The organism is Ureibacillus acetophenoni (assembly GCF_900220965.1).
In the GTDB taxonomy this organism is placed as follows: Bacteria; Bacillota; Bacilli; order Bacillales_A; family Planococcaceae; genus Ureibacillus; species Ureibacillus acetophenoni.
Genome location: NZ_OBQC01000002.1, coordinates 540,540 through 560,747 on the forward strand (window position 1 = coordinate 540,540; position 20,208 = coordinate 560,747).

Genomic DNA, 20,208 nt, shown 5'->3' on the forward strand with positions numbered 1-20,208 from the left:
AAACGCACTCTTCCTTCAAATTTATTTACTTGCTAATTGAACAATCGCCTCAGCGTATATCGCTGCTGCCTTTACTAAATTATCAATGACAACATACTCATCTGTTTGGTGAGCAAGATCAGGTTCTCCAGGGAACAACATCCCAAATGCTACACCTTTTTTCATCGTTCTAGCATAGGTACCGCCACCTGTAGACAACGGGCCTGTAAAATCATCAGTATATTTTCGATAGACTTGTAATAACGTTTGAACAAAGTCATCCTCTTCACTCACGTAATGTGGTGTTGAATTTGAAAGGATATCTAAAGTGAAAGGTGAATTTGAAAGTTCCAATTGGGCCTTCGTAATTTTTTCATCAAATGGATAAGATACTGAGTACCTCATACTAACTTGTATGCTTCCGCCCTTAAGATGATTATATGAAACTACACCTGGGTTCAAAGTTGTTTTTCCAGACATCTCATCTTCAAAGTCTAACATCAATGCTTTTCCATAATGATCATTTTCAAATACATGTAAAATGAATTGAATAAATTCTTTACCAGCACCCGTGTTTACATAGTCTACTAAAAACTTACTTAATAACACAGCTGCATTAATACCTTTTTCAGGTTCCATTGCATGTGCTGATTTACCCTTCATTGTAACGATGAACTGATTGTCTTTTTTTATTATAGTACCTTCTAATTTATTTTTCTCTAAAAAGTTTTCAAAATCTTTAATGAATTGCGAAGTTACGTTTTCTATTACCGCCTCCGCATGATCTGGTACCATGTTTGTTCTTTTTCCAGCATTAAATGATATTAATTGTTCAGACTCTTGCATATGATTACTTAACGTAAACTCTAAACTTGCAATTCCTTTTTCAGCATTTATTAATGGAAAATCTGCATCAGGAGCAAAACCGATTGTAGGCATTTCTTCTTTCTCAAAGTAACGCTCTACACATCTAAATCCACTTTCTTCATCTGCACCAATAATCATACGAACTCGTTTGTTTAATTTAATATTAGCCTCTTTTATCATTTTCATTGCAATCCAGGCCGCAATTGTAGGTCCTTTATCGTCTATTGCTCCTCGTCCATAGAGTTTACCGTCTACTACTTCACCTTTAAAAGGAGGGTATGTCCACCCATTACTTGCTGGAACAACATCGACATGACACAATATGCCAAGTAATTCGTTGCCTGCTCCCATTTCAATATGACCGGCCATATTATCAATATTTTTTGTTTTGAAACCGTTTTCCTCGCCTCTGTTTAACATCCACTCAAGAGCTTTTAACGGGCCGATACCAAATGGAGCTTGGGCGGTTGCATTTTTTTCATCTAGGACACTTTCAATCTGTATTAATTGTTGTAATTCAGAAACTAACTCATCTTTTTTCGATTGGGCAAATTTTAAGCAATCCATAAAAACACCTCTTTATTAATTTTAAATACAGTCTTCGCCAAAATTCTCTAGAGCAAGGTAGAAATCTTTGGAATTCGGCGAAGTCGATCACTTTATTTAGGCAGTAAGTTTTAATGAAACAATGATATTTGCCATTATCATTTTATACAAATGTGAGTAACATAATGTTGTAGCAAATTAACATTATTTTACTCCTTCTAACAGTAAATACAATGCGATAAAATTCACATTATTTCGCTTTCACTTAAATAATTTTTATTTTTAAATTGTACAAACTTTGTAAATTTTATATTAGATGAATGGAAATTTTAATAGTTTGTTGCTATAATGACCTTGTCAACTAATAGTTTTGACTAAAAATTCTATCAAAAAAGGGGATGTCTAAGGCAGAAATTTAAAGCCTGTGCACCTCGAGCACAATTGAAGTCGTCCGCTAGTCTTTGCCATGAGAATTAAGATCGAAGGAGTGGTTCATTTTAATGAAACCAACTACTGACAGAATGCTTAATCGTATTAAAGACGTGTACATGTTTATCCTTGACAAAGGTGTGGTGTCTACACAGGATTTAGTCGAAGAGTTCAATATCACTCCTCGCACCATTCAAAGAGATTTGAATGTGTTAGCCTTCAATAACTTGGTCACTAGTCCGAGTAGAGGCAAATGGACAACGACGAAGAAAAAAGTGAAGTTAACATCGTAGATTATATGAATTAAGTTCTAAACTTAATCAAACATAAGAAAAGAATGACCTTTCGTCGGGGTCATTCTTTTTATTTATTCAATATTTTTTAATGCACTTAACTCTTCTGAAGTTAACTCCCGGTATTCACCAAGTTTCAAATGTTCATCTAAACTTAGTGTCCCCATCGAGAGCCGTTTTAAATAAGTTACTTTTTTATTTACTGCTTCGAACATTCGCTTAACCTGATGAAATTTCCCCTCTTGAATCGTTAACTCAATTTCAGATTGGGGACCTGATTTTAATATTTTCAATTCACCAGGTTTCGTAAGGTAGCCATCATCTAATTCGACACCTTGTTTAAACGCTTTGATATCCTCTTCGGTTACAGTACCGTTAATTTTTGCATAATAGATTTTCGGTACATGTTTTTTCGGTGACAGCAAATTATGTGCTAGCTGTCCGTCATTTGTAATTAAAAGCAACCCTTCTGTATCTTTATCGAGTCGCCCTACTGGAAAAGGCTTAAAATGTTGTGATAATGGATCTAGTAAATCGATTACAGTTTTATCGTACAAATCCTCCGTTGCTGAGATAACTCCAGGAGGCTTGTTCATCATTAAGTAAATAAACTCTGTATACTCTACCCTTTCACCATATACCATTACTATCTGACTTTCAGGATTCACATGCATACTTGAATCTTTTACTACTTCCCCGTCAACAGTTACTGCCTTTTGTTTCAGTAGTTGTTTCACTTCTTTACGTGATCCAAACCCCATATTTGCTAATAATTTATCTAAACGCATGAATGCCTCCTACTTAAGCCCGACTTTTGCTGCAAGTCTAGTAATTCTATCACCTAACATTTTTTGAGCTAAACCAAGTCTAAATGACAAAATACCGTAAACAGCAATTCCAACACCAATACAAATAATAGAAATGAATATAGCTGAAATTTTACTATCAACTGGTCCTAACATTGCAATTAACAATTTTTGTGTAATAAACACTGCCACAGCCATAATAATTGATAAAATGACAATTAATAAGATTCTACGTTGTACCATTTTCGAACGATAATTAAGTACCTTTTTCAATACAAATAAGTTAATGACGATGGAAATACCATATCCAATAGCAGTGGCAAGAATTGCACCGTCTGCTTGCATTACTTTAATTAATGGTGTGTTGATCATTAATTTCACTAAAATACCTGTTAACAAACTAAAGATAATCCACTTTTGATAATCAATTCCTTGTAATAACGCTGCAGTTACTTGGAACAAAGCAAATAGAATTGCTACTGGCGCATAGTGAGCTAAAACTGAAGCACCCATCTCGCTTTCAGAATAGAGCATAAAGTAAATTTCATTTGATAAAACTGAAATTCCCAATGCTGCAGGTAGTGTGATGAAAATTAGTATTTGATAGGATTTGTCCATCGCACTACGTAATAATCCATATTCACCTTGTGTAAAGTATTTTGTTATCGTTGGAATAAGAGCTAACGATAAGCTTGTTGCTAGCATGACAGGAATGATTACAACTTTATGAGTAGTAAAGTTGATCATCATAAAGTAAATGTCAGATACTGATGACATTCCTATTGATGCCATCGCATTATTAAACGTTAGCATATCAACAAGTTGGAATAACGGATTTGCTAGTCCAACAAAAATGATTGGGATAGAATAAGTTAGCACTTCTTTATAAATTTTCGACAATTGTAAGTTAGAAGTTGTTCCTCTACTACTATTTCGTAAAAGAGTAAATTCCTCATTATACTTTTTCCAGTAAACCCCTAAAATTAATAACCCACCAATTGCTCCTATAAAAGCTGCAAATACCGATAATGAAATGGCTGTTTCAGGTTTACCTTTTAACAAAACAACAATGATAAATGACCCTACTAATAGGAACACAATACGTACAATTTGTTCTATAAGTTGGGAAATTGCCGTTGGTTCCATTTTGTTATATCCTTGGAAAAATCCACGAACTAAACTCATAAAAGGCACTACAATAAGTGCAAAACTTACCCAACGGATAACTGTCGCCACTTGCTCAACTGAAAACACTTGTTCATCACTTTTAATAACTACATTTGCTATTGGAGTAGCTAGTGCATTTAACAGAAGAAATGCAGCAATTCCTGTGATTGTCATGACTAGCATTCCAGATTTCATCAATTTATAGCCCGATTCGTAATCACCTAGCGTATTATACTTAGATACAAACTTTGAAACTGCTAGTGGGAGACCAGAAATTGCTATACTTAACATAATTGAGTAAGGAATATAGGCATACTGATACAAAGCCAAATTCTCCTCACCAATTATTGCGTAAAAAGGAAAAATGTAAATTAACCCGAGCACCTTCGACAAAAACATACCTATTGTTAATATCGCTGTGCCTTTCATCAAAGTGGACATCTAATCCATCCTATCTATTTAAGGTTGAGAATATTTTATGTAATAAATTTTACAATACATTCCGATTAGCTTATTATAGTTTAACATTTGAATATATGTATATTAATCCATAAGGTTATGTATTTATTTTCCATTAAAAAAGAAGCACTATCTCAAAAGAATTGTTATCATCCTTTTGAGACAGTCCTTAAGTCAGTTTCTTTTTATTTACTTTAGAAGGATTTAGGCTGCTTGTTCGTCAACGAAGAAACGTTTATACCATACTAAAAATACATACACAGTCCAAATATAACGAGCACGATTAGCTTTACCTGTATAATGCTCATCTAAATAGCCTACTAACTGATTCACATCGAAAAATTCATGTGTGAAATCAGCTTGCAACATATCTTTCACTAGTTTATAGTATTTTTCCTCTTTTAACCAATGACGAATTGGAACCGGGAAACCTAACTTTTTACGTTTTGCCCACTCTTCTGGAAGTTCCGCATGTGCAGCTTGTCGTAATGCATATTTTGTATCAATTTCGTTTACACGATATTTAGAAGGAATGTTTTTCGCTAGTTCCATTACTTCTTTATCTAAAAACGGTACACGTAATTCCAATGAATGCGCCATACTCATGCGATCTGCTTTTAGTAATATATCGCCAGGCATCCAAAGATTTAAATCTAAATATTGCATTTTTGACACATCATCATGATCAGGTACTTCAGCATAAATGCTTTTTGTAATTGAACGTACAGTTGGGCCATTACGATATTCAGGCTTTAATACGTTAAACGCATCATCTTCATCCCAAACAACTGCTTCGCCGATAAAACGTTCTTCTACTGTTTGTCCACCTTTAATAAGGAAGTTTGAAACTTTATTTTTCGGCATTTTTTCTGCAATCCCACGCATTACTTTACGAAGGCCAAATGGTACTTTTTCATAAGTATCCATTTTTTTAGAGCTTTGATACCATTCATATCCACCAAAAATTTCGTCTGCTCCCTCACCTGATAAAACAACAGTTACATCTTTACTTGCTAACTCGCATAGGAAGTATAACGGCACACTTGAAGGATTTGATTGTGGCTCGTCCATATGATATTGAATCGTTGGAAGTGCCTCAAAACATTCTTCAGCTGTGATATATTTACTTTCGTTTTCAATTCCTAAAATATCACATAATTCTTTTGAATGCGTTGTTTCATTAAACATCGATTCGTAGTCTTTAAATCCAACAGAGAATGTTTTATTAGGACGTTGAAGCGCTGTTACATAACTAGAGTCAATTCCTCCAGAAAGAAACGCCCCTACTTTTACATCACTAATTTGATGAACTGCAACTGATTCTTTCATCGTTTCTTGGATTTCATTCACATAATGTTCTAGTGAATTTTCTTTTGGATTAAATTTCTTATCCCAATAACGTTCCATGTTTGTAATCTTACCATCTTTAATAATCATGTAGTGTGCAGGTGGTAATTTAAATACACCTTTAAAGAATGTTTCATTCATCGATGAATATTGGAAAGTTAAATATGGACGTATGGCATCTTTGTTTAATTCTTTAATAAACGATGGATGTGGTAAAAATGATTTAATTTCTGATCCGAAGATAATTGTGTTATCTGTTGTATGATTCGTGAAATATAAAGGTTTAATACCAAAACCATCTCTTGCAATAAACATCTCATCTTTGTTTTTGTCCCAAATACAGAAAGCGAACATGCCTCGTAATTTTTTAACAAAGTCTACACCGTACTCAATATATCCATAAATTAAAACTTCACTGTCTGATTTTGTTTTAAATGGATGTCCTTTTTGAATTAGATCTTCTCGCAATTCTTGGAAATTATAAATTTCTCCATTAAATACTAGAACGATGTTACCATCCGCACTATAAAGCGGTTGATTTGCAACATCTGATAAATCAATTATACTTAAACGACGAAAACCTAATGTAACTTTGTCGTCTGTATGTATACCACCGCTATCTGGTCCGCGATGAATAATTGTATTCATCATATTTTCAATCGTTTTATGATGATCAATAACATTTGTTCCGTTAATATATCCTATAAATCCGCACATATTTTTCACCTCGTGCCATAAAAATGCAATACTTATCTATCATACCATGAAAATTATTTTGTATGATACAGTTGATACTATTCGAAAAACACGATTTGCTGCTACAATTTTAGCGTTATCGTTATTTTACTTTTACTGATTTATAATCAGTGCTTAAAAATTATAAAGCTTTTCTATGAAAGTTTCAATGAATGATAGCCCGTTGTTACTATAATGTTAATGTGTCCAATCAGTTGTTAAATTATTAATTTGGAAATAATAAAAATATGAATGAACTAAACAAGAAAGTGAGTTATTACTATGTATGACGTAATTGTAATCGGTGGGGGTCCCTCCGGATTAATGGCAGCGATTGCTGCAGGGGAACAAAAGAAAAAAGTATTATTAATAGAAAAAGGAAATAAACTCGGAAAAAAACTAGCGATATCTGGTGGTGGACGTTGTAATGTTACAAATCGATTACCAGCAGAGGAAATTGTGAAACATATTCCTGGTAATGGACGTTTTTTATATGGCCCTTTTACGATATTTAATAATGAAGATATTATTTCATTTTTCGAAGGTCTTGGTGTGCCACTTAAAGAAGAAGATCACGGCCGTATGTTTCCCCAATCTGATCGGGCTCAAGATGTTGTAAATGCGTTAGTTAACGAACTAAAACGATTAAACGTTGAAGTTAGACTTCAAACTTCAGTAAGTAAGATGTTAATGGACGATGAAAAGATACTTGGTGTCCGATTAGAGAATGGTGAGGAAATCCGTTCAAAAGCTGTTGTTGTGGCTGTAGGCGGGAAAGCGGTTCCTCAAACTGGCTCAACTGGAGATGGCTACCCTTGGGCTGAACGTGCTGGCCATACTGTAACGGAATTATACCCTACAGAAGTTCCTGTATTATCAAACGAACCTTTTATTCAGTCAAAAGAGTTACAAGGTTTAGCATTACGTGATGTCGCAGTATCCGTTTTAAATAGTAAAGGTAAGACGCTAGTAACGCACCAAATGGACATGCTCTTTACTCATTTTGGTGTTAGTGGCCCAGCCATTTTACGTTGTAGTCAATTTATCGTGAAAGAGCGTAAGAAAAATGGTGGTACACCTGTTCAACTTCGAATCCAAACTTTAACAGAGTACAATCAAGAGTCATGTTTTCAGTATTTATTGAAGCTTTTAAAAGAGGATCCAAAAAAAGCGGTTAAAAATGTTTGGAAAAATTTAGCCCCGGAAAGATGGTTATTATTTTTATTTGACCGTTCGAATATCGATCCATCAATAACAGGCAATGATATCTCTCAAGATAAAATTCGCAGTTTAGCCCAAGAGCTCGTTTCATTTACGATGAATGTCCATGGAACACAACCATTGGAAAAAGCCTTTGTAACTGGCGGCGGTGTTTCAGTTAAAGAGGTTGAACCAAAAACGATGGCCTCTAAAAAGAAACAAGGTCTATATTTTTGTGGAGAAATTTTAGACATTCATGGCTATACAGGTGGCTATAATATAACAAGCGCACTTGTAACAGGTCGGATTGCCGGGATGAGTGCAGGGTCGATGGAGTAATTGTCTTTGACTTTGAATAGTGTCAGGATTAGCTAATCTACTCTAAATAACTAACTTTTTTCTTTAAGTGTTTTTTCTAGACACTTTCTTGGGGATTCCAGAATTTTTGTCCAGTAAATCGTCTTTTCTAGACACTTTCTTGGAGATTACAGATTTTTTGTCCAGAATACCGCCTTTTCTAGACATTTTCTTAGAGATTACAGATTTTTTGTCTAGAATACCGCCTTTTCTAGACACTTTCTTAGAGATTACAGATTTTTTGTCCAGAATACCGCCTTTTCTAGACACTTTCTTAGAGATTCCTAGTATTTTGTCTAGTATTCCACCTAAAATAGCAAGTTAACTATATTAAAAAATCGCCCTAAGGATTTTTACCTTAGGGCGATTGATTTTTATCCATCTAATTCTTGATAGCGTAGTTGATAACGACCACCATCTGCGACTGCTGAATGATATAAAGCTTTTAACGCTAAATTTTTTTCTAAGCCCATCTCACTTTTAATCCGTTTTAGTTCGTCGTGAAGTTCGCGTTCTTCATTTACCAACTTCAACATGGTAGATTTTGAATATTTCAAGTTAAGTTCAGTCCTTATTTCATTAATTGGATAATACAAACTTTTAAATAATTAAATTCTGGATACTCTTCAGGTGTAACAAAATCTTCAGGTAGTTGATGTTGTTCTAAAATTTTGTATCGCTTATTACTTTCTTTAAATCCTTTATCAATAAACGATTTGAACTTTTTCATATCAAAGCTCGCGTTATTGGTAGATGCAATGATAATACCTTTTGGAGCTGTTATGGCTAACGCATCCTTTATTAATTTTGGATAATCTTTTGACGTACTAAATGTCATTTTTTTCGTACGTGCAAAGCTAGGTGGGTCAAGTATTACTACATCAAATTTCATATTATGTCTTACAGCGTATTGGAAATAATCAAATACATTCATGACTTTAATTTGCTGTTGCTCATAATCAATACCGTTAACGCTAAACTGTTCGATTGTTTTTGGTAAGCTACGTTTTGCTAAATCCACACTTGTTGTTTCATAGGCTCCACCTAGTGCAGCAGCAACTGAAAATGCTCCTGTATATGAAAATGTGTTAAGTATTGTTTTTCCTTCTGAATAGTTTTCACGAAGCGAAAGACGGACATTACGTTGGTCCAAGAAGATCCCTGTCATGGCACCATCGTTTAAATCCACAGCATAGTTCATACCATTTTCCTTAATGATTAACGGGAACTGGCCTTTTTCCCCTTCGACGTAATCATCTTGTTCCAAATATTGACCATTTGTATCAAAACGTTTTTTCTCGTAAATACCACGGTAGTTTACTGTTTCTTTCAAAGCGTAAATAATTAATTTTCGAAATGAATAAATTCCTTCGCTATAAAAACTCAGCATATAATAGCCGTCAAAAAAATCAATAGTTAGACCACCAATGCCGTCTCCTTCTCCATTAAATACTCGGAAAGCAGTCGTTTCATCATCATCGAAAAAAGATTCTCTTAACTTTACAGCTGATTTAATTTTATCTTTAAAAAAGTCTTGATCGATTTCTTGTTGTGGATTCCTTGTTAATACCCAACCAATTCCTTTATTTTGTTTCCCGTAGTAGCCTGTTGCGATGTATTTACCGTTAGGACGGACGATTTTCAATATTGATCCTTCTACTAATCCATCAAGTGGTTCTGCCGCATCCTTTAATATTAGCGGATAACCTTCTGCAATTTCTGCTACATAATTTGGTTTTATTTTTAATTCAATTGTTTGGTTCATTGTGACATCCTATCTATTTGTAATCTATCCATTATGACACTCATTTTCTTAAAAAGCGATAACGAATAATTTGAGCTATTATTTAAAATTTTTGAGAATGACTTCTATATTATATATTTTTGTCTTGGTGTAGTATTTTAAACTTAAATAATGTCGTTTTTTTCTTAGATAGGTATAATAAAATGCCCCCCAATGATTTATGACATCATTGGGGGACATTTGTTATAGTTGACTATTTCACAACAATATTTACAAGCTTACCAGGAACCGCGATTACTTTCACGACTTGTTTTCCTTCTGTAAATTCTTTTACTTTTTCATCTTCAAGTGCAACTTGTTCAAGTTGTTCTTTTGATGCATCTTTTGCAACTTTAACTTTTGTACGTACTTTACCATTTACTTGAACAACAACTTCAACTTCATCGTCAACAAGTTTTGATTCATCATAAGTTGGCCAAGACTCATAAGTAATCGTATTTGTATGACCAAGAATTTCCCAAAGCTCTTCACCAATGTGCGGAGCGATTGGTGCTAATAATTTTACGAAGCCTTCTGCATATTCTGTTGGGATTACATCTGCTTTATAGCAATCGTTGATGAACACCATCATTTGTGAAATTGCAGTATTGAAACGTAGGTGTTCGTAATCCTCTGACACTTTTTTCACAGTTTGGTGATACGATTTTTCTAAAGTCGTATCTGAAACGTTTTGTACTTTGTCAGCTAATTTACCTTCATCTGTAGTAAATAAACGCCATACTCGGTCTAAGAAGCGACGTGCTCCATCAAGACCATTTGTTGACCATGCAACAGATGCATCAAGTGGACCCATGAACATTTCATAAAGACGTAGCGTGTCAGCACCGTGACTTCTAATAATGTCATCAGGATTTACTACATTTCCTTTAGATTTAGACATTTTTTCGTTACCTTCTCCAAGAATCATTCCTTGGTTGAATAATTTTTGGAATGGTTCTTTTGTATGGACAACGCCTAAATCGTAAAGAACTTTATGCCAGAATCGTGCGTAAAGTAAGTGAAGAACAGCATGCTCTGCTCCACCAATGTAAATATCAACTGGTAACCAGCGTTTTAATAATTCTGGGTCAGCAATTGCTTTGTCATTTTTCGGATCAATGTAACGTAAGAAGTACCAACTAGAACCTGCCCATTGAGGCATTGTATTCGTTTCACGACGGCCTTTTTTACCAGTTACAGGATCCACTACATTTACCCAATCTTCAACGTTTGCTAATGGTGATTCACCAGTTCCAGAAGGACGAATATCATTTGTTTTCGGTAATTCAAGTGGTAATTCTTCCTCTGGAATTGTTGTCATTGTACCATCTTCCCAGTGAATAACAGGGATTGGCTCACCCCAATAACGTTGGCGAGAGAATAACCAGTCACGTAAGCGATAAGAAATTTTCTTCTCACCTACACCTTGCTCTTCTAACCAAGCAATTGCTTTAGAAATACCATCTATTTTGTTTAGTCCGTTTAAGAAATCAGAATTAATATGTGGACCATCACCTGTAAATGCTTCGTTTTCAATGTCTCCACCTTCAAGAACTGGAATAATTTCTAATCCGAACTCTTTAGCGAATTCATAGTCACGCTCGTCGTGTGCAGGAACTGCCATAATAGCACCTGTTCCATAAGAAGCTAATACATAATCTGCAATCCAAATCGGAACTTGTTTTCCGTTAATCGGATTTACAGCATAAGCACCAGTGAATACACCAGTTTTTTCTTTTGCTAAATCCGTACGCTCTAAATCAGATTTCATTTTAACTTTTTCTAAATATGCTTCTACTGCTGCACGTTGTTCTTCCGTTGTAATTTCATCTACTAATTTATGCTCTGGCGCTAACACACAGTATGTTGCTCCAAATAATGTATCTGGACGTGTTGTGAAAACTTCAAAGTATTTATCAGTATTAGCAACTGTAAATTTAACTTGAGCACCTTCAGAGCGGCCGATCCAGTTTCGTTGCATGTCTTTAATAGATTCTGGCCAATCTACTTCTTCTAAATCGTCTAGTAAGCGATCTGCATATTTAGTAATACGTAGTACCCATTGGCGCATTGGACGGCGCTCTACTGGATGACCTCCACGTTCTGATTTACCATCGATTACTTCTTCGTTTGCTAGTACTGTACCTAAAGCTGGGCACCAGTTTACAGGGATTTCGTCTACATAGGCTAAATCCATTTCTACTAATTTTGTAAAAATCCATTGTGTCCATTTATAATAACCTGGATCCGTTGTATTAATTTCACGGTCCCAATCATATGAAAAACCAAGTTCTTGAATTTGACGTTTAAACGTCGCGATATTTTTAGCAGTAAATTCAGCTGGGTCATTTCCAGTATCTAATGCGTACTGTTCAGCAGGTAGACCAAATGCATCCCACCCCATTGGATGTAATACATCATAGCCTTGCATTCTCTTATAGCGTGATAGGATATCCGTTGCAGTATAGCCTTCAGGATGTCCCACGTGTAAGCCTGCTCCAGATGGATATGGGAACATATCTAATGCATAAAATTTTGGTTTTGATTGGTCTTCTAATGTTTTAAATGTTTTATTGTTTTCCCAATGTTGTTGCCATTTTTTCTCAATTGTTTCATGATTAAAACTCATGGTTGATCCTCCTTTATTTCATATACACGATGTTTTAACAAATCGACAGGAAGGAATTTTAAGCTCTATTTAGTAGAATAACCCAGAAAAGGTTTAATTAACGAAATATTTCAAAAAATAAAAAAACTCGCCCCATTCCATTACAGAAGGGACGAGATTATTTACTCCCGCGGTACCACCCAAGTTAGTGACTAGCACTCAGCTTAATTCCTTAACGCAGAAAACGGTTTTAGCTACTTATTCACTAAAACTGACTCCTAGGCGAGTTCGATTCTCCACTTACTAGCTTACACCAACCGCTAGCTCTCTTGAAAGCTTCCGAACCTACTATTCCTTCTCATAGTCGTACATATTAATAATGTATCTTATTGTAATGTAAATATTCAAAAAGTACAAGTGTTATAAAAATTATCACCAATTAACGGGTACCTGTCACCGGAACAATTCAGAATTGTTCCGGTGACAGGTGCACAAACAATTCTGAATGTTCGCAACATTTTTGATAGTAGGCAGGAACGCGTTTGACTCAGAATATTCAAGTTATAAAGATTATGTTCATCCACTTTCGACAACATAAAAGCGTTGCACATTACCCTGTGCAACGCTTCTTAAATTGTAGTAAATTGTCAGAATTGTTTGTGTACCTGGTACACAAACTCATACTTTTTTCAAAGGACGATCATATAGTAAACATGGAATAATGGCAATGATAAAGATAAAACAAAGTACCCAAATTAGTATGTCCATGTTAAATTGGTCGACCATAATTCCTCCAAAAAATGGACCAATCATACGACCGATTGAGCCTGCACTTGTAACAACTCCTTGATACATTCCTTCTAACCCTTTAGGTGCTAAACGGTTGGCAATCGCCGGAATTGCTGGCCATACGAAGATTTCTCCAATCGTAATAATAACCATCGCAACTGCAAATATTGTAAATGTTTCTGCAAATTGAACTACCACAAATGAAAGCATCATTATTATTACACCAACAACTAGTTGGTATTTAATTTTATGTTCATAGCGGTTTAAGAGCGGACTTGCCAATGGTTGTAGTGTAACAATTAAAAGTCCATTAATCGTCCAAACAAGACCATACTCACTTAAACTAATTCCTAACCCTTGCATATGAGACGGCATTGTAGACGCCCATTGGGAATATGAAATCGTTGCAAGTAAAAAGACAGAACATACGATTAACAATGAATAAAATGGCGTTTTATCTTTTGCTTTACCATCGTTTAATTGCTTGTCTGTTTCCTTTTTATTTCTAGTTGGAACATTCACTCCTAAATTACGGTAACCAAAAAAGGCAATCATGAAAAAGATAATGTACATTACTAAATTAGACATAAATATATAAGTAAAACTAAACTCTGCTATGGGCCCTGCTAAGGCTGGACCAATGGCAACGCCGACATTTTGAGCAATATACAACGTATTAAACCCTCTTCGACCACCTTCTGGCCAAAGCACCCCAACCATTGCAAACATCGACGGAAAAACAATTCCACTACCGAACCCCATAATCGTTAAGAAAATAACATAATGTGGCCAACCGTGCCATAGTGTTAAACCTGCTAAAGCAAATATCGTTATTCCAATCCCTATCAAAATGGATTTATATCCACCAATTCGATCGAAAAAATATCCTCCAATTAAACTTCCTATAACCCCTGCTCCAGAGTTAATCATTAATATTAATCCAGCAATTGTTAATGTTTGCCCTAATTCCTCATGAATGTAAATAGAGTTAATAGGCCAAATGAGTGAATTACCTATATTATTAACGAGCATTCCTATTACTAATAGCCATATACTTTTTGGCATGAATTACCTCCAATTTCACACTTCATAATCACAATTGATATACAACTTAGAAAAACACATCTCGCCCCAAATTAATGAACAAAGCCTAAGTGCGCCACGTCCTGTGGCAACGGCTTTGTGACCAACATAGTGTTGGCCTGAGATAATGTTTTTCTTATGCGGATTTCCTTAAAAACTTATACTTTCCTATCCGCCAAAAAATAATAGTATTCTTCTTTATACAAAAGCACAAGAAAAATTTTATTGGTAGAAATAATAGTAACTTTTCAGAATTTTTCTAGTATCTGTACCTAATGTACGACAACATTAAACCTGTGATAAAATAGGTAGATAGGAGTGTGAAATAAATGTCTGAACAAAATTTTCCGTTTCCTTCTGATGGGAAGCGTTATTATACATGGAATCGTTATTTAAGAAATGAATTTGGTCATAAAGTATATAAGGTCGCTTTAGATGCTGGATTTGATTGCCCAAATCGTGACGGCACAGTGGCTTTTGGAGGTTGTACATTTTGTAGTGCAGCTGGAAGTGGAGACTTTGCAGGAGACCGTGTAGATCCTATTCCAGTGCAATTTGAAAAGATAAAGTCAAAAATGCAGGAAAAGTGGAAAGATGGTAAAACAATGGCTTATTTCCAAGCTTATACGAATACACATGCCCCGCTACCTGTATTAAAAGAAAAGTTTGAAGCAGCATTAGCATGTGAAGGGGTTATGGGCTTAAGTATTGCAACTAGACCCGACTGCTTACCAGACGATGTTGTTGAATACTTGGCTGAACTAAATGAACGTACTTATTTATGGGTTGAACTTGGCCTTCAAACAGTGCATGAGAAAACAGCAAATCTTATTAACCGCGCACATGATTACGCGACGTATGTTGAAGGTGTAAACAAACTTCGCAAACACGGAATACGAGTATGTACACACATTATTAATGGACTACCATTAGAAGACTACGACATGATGATGGAAACTGCTCGTGAAGTTGCGAAACTTGATGTTCAAGGAATAAAAATACACCTTCTACATCTATTAAAAGGTACCCCTTTAGTAAAACAATACGAAAAAGGCATGCTTGAGTTCCTTGAAAAAGATCAATATATTAACCTTGTTGCAGACCAATTAGAAATAATACCACCTGAGATGATCGTTCATCGTATTACTGGTGATGGTCCGATAGATTTAATGATTGGGCCAATGTGGAGTGTCAATAAATGGGAAGTATTAAATGGAATTGATGCAGAGCTTGAACGACGTGGAAGCTGGCAAGGGAAATATTACAAGCAGGAGTTACCGAAATAATGAAGTTACAACGGGTTTTACAATATGCGAAATTCCTTCTAACCGAATCCATCGAAAAAGGTGAAGTTGTAGTTGATGCAACAGCTGGAAATGGTCATGATACATTATTTTTAGCTGAACTGGTTGGAGAGAATGGACATGTTTATTCCTTTGATATTCAACAAGATGCTGTTAACGCTACAATCAATCGATTAAAAGAAAGTGGTTTAGAGAATCGTGCGACAGTCATTTTAGATGGTCATCAACATGTAACAAAATACTTTTCAGGTGAAATAGCTGGCGCTGTTTTCAATTTAGGCTATTTACCTGGTGCAAACCACGAAATAATTACTAAAGGCGAAACAACTATTCAAGCAATTGAAGGCTTACTTAATTTGCTAAAAGTGAATGGTATGATTGTTCTTGTCATCTATCATGGACATGAAGGTGGTAAAGCTGAAAGAGATGCAGTCTTAAACTATGTAAGCAATTTACCTCAAAAATATGTTCAAGTATTAAAATATGAATTTTTAAATCAAAAGAATGATCCACCTTTTATCGTCGCTATAGAGAAAACTAAAAAACTACCTAAAGAGTCATAATCATGACTTTTTAGGCAGTTTTTATTTTACTTATTCTACAATATACCCTAGGGATCGGATGGAATTGTTTATAAAATCATTCACATAAAAATACACTTGATCCCGCTCTGAATCATGAAATAGATTATGGTAACTTATCGGCCACTCCTTATATTGGAAGTTAATCGACGATTGTTGTAATAACCATTTTCTAGATTGATCAGGGTCGGTGATTTTGTCGTGCTTTGCGGTCATAAGAAGAATTGGTAATGAAAGGGGGCTTACTTGTTGAGAAGTTAAGTTTTTCATTAGCAGTTGTATTTCTTTATACCAACTTACTGTTACATTCGTTTTATATACAATCTCATCATCTATTTCTTGATATCCTTCAAGACTATTCGTTAATGCCTTTTTATCAAAATCTAAAGAAAGTTTCATATTAGAAGTTAATGTTCCTAAATTAGCTAATGCGTTTTTTAATAAGTTCGCATGTCTTTGTAAAGAAAGCCATGGTGAACTTAAAATTAGCCCCGCACATTCAGCTTTGCTCTTTTTTAAATATTGAATTGCAAGCGTCCCACCTAAACCATGTCCAATGATAAAGACCGGTAATTCATAAGTCAGAGCAATTTGCATTAACTGTTTAACATATTCTATATATTCATTCACCGTCTTATCATGAATTCTTGCGTATTTTGAATCCTCACCATGGCCAGGCAAATCCCCCATCACTATGTGATTACCATCTTGTCTTAGTTTTTCAATTAGCCAAGCATACCAACGATGATGTTCGAACGCACTATGTATAATAACGACAACGGCTTTCGGCTGTCCTTCTGTTTCCCATTTCCACATAACTTTCTTTCCTCCTACCCACATCCAAAAATATGGGCATTCTTGCCTTACGCTTTTATTTTATCTTAAGTATTTGTTACGATTATAATATATATTTTACTTTGAAATGAGGAGTATTTCGATGATTTATCCATACAAAGACAAAAATCCTAAAATAGACCCAACTGTTTATATTGCAGATCATGCAGTTATTACAGGTGATGTTACGATTGGAGAAGAAACTTCAATATGGTTTAACACGGTCATACGAGGCGATGTTGCCCCTACTATTATCGGTAAACGCTGTAGTATTCAAGATCTTAGTTGCTTACACCAAAGTCCAAACAACCCATTAATTATTGAAGATGAAGTAACAGTTGGTCATCAAGTAACATTACATAGTTGTGTTATTCGAAAGCGTGCTTTAATCGGAATGGGCTCAATTATACTAGATGGCGCTGAAATTGGTGAAGGGGCATTTATCGGCGCTGGTAGTTTAGTCCCTCCTGGAAAGAAAATTCCCCCAAATACACTTGCAATGGGAAGTCCTGCCAAAGTTGTTCGTGAAGTTACACCGGAAGATCGCAAAGATATGGATCGGATTATTGCTGAATATGTTGAAAAAGGACAATATTATAAATCTCTATTAAAATAACCTCAAACAACTTTTAGGTAAGCTGGCAATAGGATTGTTGCTAGCTTTTTTTGTTTATGGTTCGGCTATATTCTAGTTAACACTTTAATATATTAGTAATACCATATAATTTTTTGTCTATCAGGGGGATACAATGCTACTTAAAAAGAAAAAAACAGCCAATTGGTTATATATAATAGTAATCATTTTGATACCAATATTAGTGTTTATAACACCTGAAATGATTTCAATGTTGTGGACTAGTAAATCAGATCACATTGCTTTTATATCCTATGGAAAGAGCTTCATTTTGTATTTAATATCGTTTGGCATCATTTGCATGTTTTTATTTGGGATGTATTTGATTAAGCACCTTGTTATTAATTTGGCTATCGGCTTTGTCGGGGTGTTTATCTTATTTTATGTGAACTTTGTTGGAATCCAGTATTCCATCTACTTAGATGAAAACTATATTGAATTTATGCCTCTATTTGGAGAAACAGAAAGACATGAATGGAATAAAATTAGCAAGGTATTTCATGAACTACCCACCAACCAGTTGGAAGAAAAATACATTTTTGAATTTTACGATGGACAACTATTTGAGTTTGCCACCACCAGTAATCTATCTGCAGATTTAAAGAATAGAATTTATGAAAAAGTATTGTCTCTTGAAGTATCAATTGAGGAATATTAAAAAACAGGTGGATAATAATCCACCTGTTTTATTTCATCTTCTATATTATAGATATAGACTTGCTTTTTCTCTTAACTGCTCAGCTACATCTGTATTTTCCCAAGGTACTTCTAGATCATTTCTTCCAAAATGTCCATAGGCTGCTGTTTGTTGGTAAATAGGGCGACGTAAGTCAAGCATTTTAATAATACCTGCAGGGCGTAAGTCAAATAGTTCACTTACCCATTCTACAAGTTTGCTTTCTTCTACTTTACCAGTTCCGAATGTATCTACAGAAATAGAAACAGGTCGAGCAACACCAATAGCATAAGCTAATTGAACTTCCGCGCGATCAGCTAAACCAGATGCTACAATATTTTTCGCAACATAACGAGCAGCATAAGCAGCAGAACGGTCTACTTTTGTTGGATCTTTACCTGAGAACGCACCACCTCCATGGCGTGCATAACCTCCATAAGTATCAACAATAATTTTACGACCAGTTAACCCTGCGTCACCTTTAGGTCCTCCAATAACGAAGCGACCAGTAGGGTTAATGAAATATTTTGTATTTTCATCAATTAGTTCTGCAGGTACTACTTGTGAAATTACTTTCTCTTTTAAATCTGATTGAATTTGTTCTAATGTTACATCTTCATCATGTTGTGTAGAAATAACAATTGTATCAACACGAACCGGTTGATTGTTTTCATCATATTCTACAGTTACTTGAGTTTTACCGTCTGGGCGTAAATATGAAAGTTCATTTGTTTTACGAACTTCTGTCAGACGACGAGCTAATTTATGAGCAAGACTAATTGGTAATGGCATAAGCTCTGGCGTTTCGTTACATGCAAAACCAAACATTAAACCTTGGTCTCCCGCTCCGATTGCTTCAATGTCTTCGTCCGTCATTGAACCTTCACGAGCTTCAAGTGCTTGGTCAACCCCTTGTGCAATATCAGGTGATTGTTCTCCGATAGCTGTTAGTACTGCTAAGTTCTCAGCATCAAAGCCGTACTTACCACGTGTGTAGCCAATTTCAGCTACTGTATTACGAACAACACTTTGAATATCTACATAGGTAGAAGTTGTAATTTCACCTGCAACTAAAACTAAGCCAGTTGTTACAGTTGTCTCACAAGCTACACGTGCATTTGGATCTTCTGTTAAAATTGCATCTAAAATTGCATCAGAAATTTGGTCGCAAATTTTATCTGGATGCCCTTCTGTAACACTTTCTGATGTAAACAGTCGACGATTTGTCATGTATGTCCTCCTAAGTAAGAAGCGAAATGTTCTTATTTTGATACGGTACTCATTACCCATGTTAAGTTTTTTCTAATTTAGAAAAACTCCAAGCTTTTGTTGCTTTTAACACGAGAAAACGAAAGGGTTTATAAATAGGAAGTATTGATAATATTTTAGTCATTAATATTTTATACAAAAAAAAATTCCTTACTCACACACTAACCATGAGTAAAAGGAATTATAACTTCAATACCTTTCACTCTTATCGTTCAAGGGAATTTTCCCTTGCATCAGGTTGGCACCATCGCTATTATTACTATAAGATAGTAAAATGCAGGTTGCCGGGCTTCACTGGGCCTTGACCCTCCACCAGCTCGGGATAAGAGTATCCGTTCAAGTGTAAATACTACGAAAATTAATGAATTTTGTCAATTCATTTTTCTTACTTTTATTATCTAAAATGTAACAAATTTTTTCTTTAATTAGTATAGATTATTCAAGGCAATGTGTTATACTATT

The 20,208-nt window shown here is 35.0% G+C and carries 16 protein-coding genes, 1 riboswitch and 1 other annotated feature; of the genes, 6 read left to right on the forward strand and 10 right to left on the reverse strand.

Annotated features, from left to right (window positions below):
- Positions 1–21: 21 nt before the first annotated feature.
- Entirely contained in the window at positions 22–1,413 is a 1,392-nt protein-coding gene (pepV, locus tag CRO45_RS05360) for a dipeptidase PepV (protein WP_097148603.1), read from the reverse strand.
- Positions 1,414–1,892: 479 nt separating this feature from the next.
- Here pepV and CRO45_RS05365 point away from each other — a divergent pair, with 479 nt between their 5' ends.
- A complete protein-coding gene (locus CRO45_RS05365; RefSeq protein ID WP_097148604.1) occupies positions 1,893–2,114 on the forward strand; it encodes a DeoR family transcriptional regulator in 222 nt (73 codons plus the stop codon).
- Between the two features lie 74 nt (positions 2,115–2,188).
- On the opposite strand, the gene CRO45_RS05370 is transcribed toward CRO45_RS05365, so the two are convergent.
- From CRO45_RS05370 to asnB, 3 genes are all read right to left on the reverse strand, one after another.
- Positions 2,189–2,902 (reverse strand): pseudouridine synthase, encoded by a 714-nt coding sequence (locus CRO45_RS05370; protein ID WP_097148605.1) that lies wholly within the window; start codon positions 2,900–2,902, stop codon positions 2,189–2,191.
- A 9-nt stretch (positions 2,903–2,911) separates the two neighbouring features.
- Positions 2,912–4,528: a putative polysaccharide biosynthesis protein gene (locus CRO45_RS05375; RefSeq protein WP_097148606.1), complete on the reverse strand. Its 1,617-nt coding sequence runs from the start codon at positions 4,526–4,528 to the stop codon at positions 2,912–2,914.
- A gap of 222 nt (positions 4,529–4,750) precedes the next feature.
- Positions 4,751–6,610 carry an asparagine synthase (glutamine-hydrolyzing) gene (gene asnB, locus CRO45_RS05380; RefSeq protein ID WP_097148607.1) on the reverse strand — a complete coding sequence of 620 codons (1,860 nt, stop codon included), beginning with the start codon at positions 6,608–6,610 and terminating at the stop codon, positions 4,751–4,753.
- 300 nt (positions 6,611–6,910) lie between these two features.
- Here asnB and CRO45_RS05385 point away from each other — a divergent pair, with 300 nt between their 5' ends.
- Positions 6,911–8,167 (forward strand): BaiN/RdsA family NAD(P)/FAD-dependent oxidoreductase, encoded by a 1,257-nt coding sequence (locus CRO45_RS05385; RefSeq protein ID WP_097148608.1) that lies wholly within the window; start codon positions 6,911–6,913, stop codon positions 8,165–8,167.
- Positions 8,168–8,559: 392 nt separating this feature from the next.
- Here the strand turns inward: CRO45_RS05385 and CRO45_RS05395 are convergent, their stop codons facing one another.
- The 4 genes from CRO45_RS05395 to CRO45_RS05410 all read right to left on the reverse strand — a co-directional run bounded on the left by CRO45_RS05395 (position 8,560) and on the right by CRO45_RS05410 (position 14,430).
- Positions 8,560–8,742, reverse strand: coding sequence for a hypothetical protein (locus CRO45_RS05395; protein ID WP_097148659.1), 183 nt, complete (start codon positions 8,740–8,742; stop codon positions 8,560–8,562).
- Between the two features lie 14 nt (positions 8,743–8,756).
- Complete coding sequence (locus tag CRO45_RS05400) at positions 8,757–9,950, reverse strand: class I SAM-dependent rRNA methyltransferase (protein WP_097148610.1); 1,194 nt, start codon at positions 9,948–9,950, stop codon at positions 8,757–8,759.
- Between the two features lie 232 nt (positions 9,951–10,182).
- Complete coding sequence (gene leuS / locus CRO45_RS05405; RefSeq protein WP_097148611.1) at positions 10,183–12,597, reverse strand: leucine--tRNA ligase; 2,415 nt, start codon at positions 12,595–12,597, stop codon at positions 10,183–10,185.
- Between the two features lie 144 nt (positions 12,598–12,741).
- Positions 12,742–12,947, reverse strand: a binding site (T-box leader).
- Positions 12,948–13,254: 307 nt separating this feature from the next.
- On the reverse strand, positions 13,255–14,430 hold the full coding sequence (locus CRO45_RS05410) for an MDR family MFS transporter (RefSeq protein ID WP_097148612.1): 1,176 nt from the start codon (positions 14,428–14,430) through the stop codon (positions 13,255–13,257).
- Between the two features lie 347 nt (positions 14,431–14,777).
- On the opposite strand from CRO45_RS05410, the gene CRO45_RS05415 reads away from it, so the two are divergent.
- Together CRO45_RS05415 and CRO45_RS05420 are read left to right on the forward strand one after the other, a co-directional pair.
- On the forward strand, positions 14,778–15,734 hold the full coding sequence (locus CRO45_RS05415) for a TIGR01212 family radical SAM protein (RefSeq protein ID WP_097148613.1): 957 nt from the start codon (positions 14,778–14,780) through the stop codon (positions 15,732–15,734).
- Positions 15,734–16,315 carry a class I SAM-dependent methyltransferase gene (locus CRO45_RS05420; protein ID WP_097148614.1) on the forward strand — a complete coding sequence of 194 codons (582 nt, stop codon included), beginning with the start codon at positions 15,734–15,736 and terminating at the stop codon, positions 16,313–16,315. The genes CRO45_RS05415 and CRO45_RS05420 overlap by 1 nt, the downstream gene beginning before the upstream one ends.
- 30 nt (positions 16,316–16,345) lie before the next feature.
- Here CRO45_RS05420 and CRO45_RS05425 read toward each other — a convergent pair whose 3' ends face one another.
- Positions 16,346–17,149 (reverse strand): alpha/beta hydrolase, encoded by an 804-nt coding sequence (locus CRO45_RS05425; protein WP_097148615.1) that lies wholly within the window; start codon positions 17,147–17,149, stop codon positions 16,346–16,348.
- Positions 17,150–17,270: 121 nt separating this feature from the next.
- On the opposite strand from CRO45_RS05425, the gene CRO45_RS05430 reads away from it, so the two are divergent.
- Together CRO45_RS05430 and CRO45_RS05435 are read left to right on the forward strand one after the other, a co-directional pair.
- Positions 17,271–17,783 (forward strand): gamma carbonic anhydrase, encoded by a 513-nt coding sequence (locus CRO45_RS05430; protein ID WP_097148616.1) that lies wholly within the window; start codon positions 17,271–17,273, stop codon positions 17,781–17,783.
- 133 nt (positions 17,784–17,916) lie between these two features.
- Positions 17,917–18,459 (forward strand): hypothetical protein, encoded by a 543-nt coding sequence (locus CRO45_RS05435; protein ID WP_097148617.1) that lies wholly within the window; start codon positions 17,917–17,919, stop codon positions 18,457–18,459.
- 45 nt (positions 18,460–18,504) lie between these two features.
- Here the strand turns inward: CRO45_RS05435 and metK are convergent, their stop codons facing one another.
- Positions 18,505–19,707, reverse strand: coding sequence for a methionine adenosyltransferase (metK, locus tag CRO45_RS05440; protein ID WP_097148618.1), 1,203 nt, complete (start codon positions 19,705–19,707; stop codon positions 18,505–18,507).
- A gap of 241 nt (positions 19,708–19,948) precedes the next feature.
- A riboswitch (SAM riboswitch) is annotated at positions 19,949–20,075 on the reverse strand.
- Positions 20,076–20,208: the final 133 nt, after the last annotated feature.

Excerpts from the sequence above, each read along its gene's own strand:
- CRO45_RS05385 (WP_097148608.1), top strand. The coding sequence starts at position 6,911 with ATGTATGACGTAATTGTAATCGGTGGGGGTCCCTCCGGATTAATGGCA.
- leuS (WP_097148611.1), bottom strand. The coding sequence starts at position 12,597 with ATGAGTTTTAATCATGAAACAATTGAGAAAAAATGGCAACAACATTGG.
- CRO45_RS05410 (WP_097148612.1), bottom strand. The coding sequence starts at position 14,430 with ATGCCAAAAAGTATATGGCTATTAGTAATAGGAATGCTCGTTAATAAT.
- CRO45_RS05415 (WP_097148613.1), top strand. The coding sequence starts at position 14,778 with ATGTCTGAACAAAATTTTCCGTTTCCTTCTGATGGGAAGCGTTATTAT.
- CRO45_RS05370 (WP_097148605.1), bottom strand. The coding sequence starts at position 2,902 with ATGCGTTTAGATAAATTATTAGCAAATATGGGGTTTGGATCACGTAAA.
- pepV (WP_097148603.1), bottom strand. The coding sequence starts at position 1,413 with ATGGATTGCTTAAAATTTGCCCAATCGAAAAAAGATGAGTTAGTTTCT.
- CRO45_RS05420 (WP_097148614.1), top strand. The coding sequence starts at position 15,734 with ATGAAGTTACAACGGGTTTTACAATATGCGAAATTCCTTCTAACCGAA.
- CRO45_RS05425 (WP_097148615.1), bottom strand. The coding sequence starts at position 17,149 with ATGTGGAAATGGGAAACAGAAGGACAGCCGAAAGCCGTTGTCGTTATT.
- CRO45_RS05430 (WP_097148616.1), top strand. The coding sequence starts at position 17,271 with ATGATTTATCCATACAAAGACAAAAATCCTAAAATAGACCCAACTGTT.
- asnB (WP_097148607.1), bottom strand. The coding sequence starts at position 6,610 with ATGTGCGGATTTATAGGATATATTAACGGAACAAATGTTATTGATCAT.
- CRO45_RS05365 (WP_097148604.1), top strand. The coding sequence starts at position 1,893 with ATGAAACCAACTACTGACAGAATGCTTAATCGTATTAAAGACGTGTAC.
- CRO45_RS05400 (WP_097148610.1), bottom strand. The coding sequence starts at position 9,950 with ATGAACCAAACAATTGAATTAAAAATAAAACCAAATTATGTAGCAGAA.
- CRO45_RS05375 (WP_097148606.1), bottom strand. The coding sequence starts at position 4,528 with ATGTCCACTTTGATGAAAGGCACAGCGATATTAACAATAGGTATGTTT.
- CRO45_RS05435 (WP_097148617.1), top strand. The coding sequence starts at position 17,917 with ATGCTACTTAAAAAGAAAAAAACAGCCAATTGGTTATATATAATAGTA.
- metK (WP_097148618.1), bottom strand. The coding sequence starts at position 19,707 with ATGACAAATCGTCGACTGTTTACATCAGAAAGTGTTACAGAAGGGCAT.